Origin of the sequence: Candidatus Hakubella thermalkaliphila (assembly GCF_013281975.1) — a bacterium.
Lineage (GTDB): Bacteria > Actinomycetota > Humimicrobiia > Hakubellales > Hakubellaceae > Hakubella > Hakubella thermalkaliphila.
The window spans coordinates 1-715 of sequence record NZ_BLRZ01000407.1; the positions used below are offsets into that span (position 1 = coordinate 1).

Genomic DNA, 715 nt, shown 5'->3' on the forward strand with positions numbered 1-715 from the left:
GGGCTCCAGAAGATAGGCTTGATCCAATACAATTTGAAGGGCTCGTTCCGGTGAAAGCAATGTTACCTCTTCCGGTCTCTTAAGACCCTGTATTAAACGCTTGCAAATGGTTTCTGTCGATACGGGGAAGTCTATCTCTTGAACTACTCAAGCTCCCGGATGAATTCTTCATATTCCTCTGCGGTCATCAGATTGTCCAGCTCGCTGGGGTCGCTCATCTCGATTACTACTATCCATCCTTTACCATAAGGATCCTCGTGGATGATCTCTGGCGATTCGATGACTTTCTGATTAACCTTCACAATCTCGCCGGTAACCGGCGAGTATATGTCTGACACTGCCTTAACTGACTCCACCTCAGCAAAGGCTTCGTCTGCCACTACCTGAGTCCCCTCCTCAGGAACTTCCAGATAGACGATGTCTCCCAAAGCTTGTTGGGCGTAATCAGTGATTCCTAACACTACGTGGTCACCCTTCCTTCTGACCCACTCATGTTCCGATGAGTAGAGAAGACCCTCAGGGTTCATCTTCCTCGTCCTCCTTCTATGAACGGTATCCTGGTAAGTTGAGCCTTTTTTCTCTTGCCCCTTATCTCAATATCTACATTTTCTCCGTATCTGACATGAGTCCTGTCCAGCAGAGCCAAAGCAATCCCGCTCTTGAGAGTGGGAGAGAATCCCCCACTGGTCACCTGCCCTACCAATCTGTCCCCCTG

At 49.1% G+C, this 715-nt stretch carries 2 protein-coding genes; both read right to left on the reverse strand.

Annotated features, from left to right (window positions below; translation table 11 throughout):
• Positions 1–143 precede the first annotated feature (143 nt).
• Positions 144–527: a glycine cleavage system protein GcvH gene (gene gcvH / locus HW443_RS12450; RefSeq protein WP_176230992.1), complete on the reverse strand. Its 384-nt coding sequence runs from the start codon at positions 525–527 to the stop codon at positions 144–146.
• Positions 524–715: glycine cleavage T C-terminal barrel domain-containing protein (locus tag HW443_RS12455; RefSeq protein ID WP_275942773.1), on the reverse strand; the 192-nt coding region annotated here is incomplete at its 5' end. The genes HW443_RS12455 and gcvH, both read right to left, overlap by 4 nt.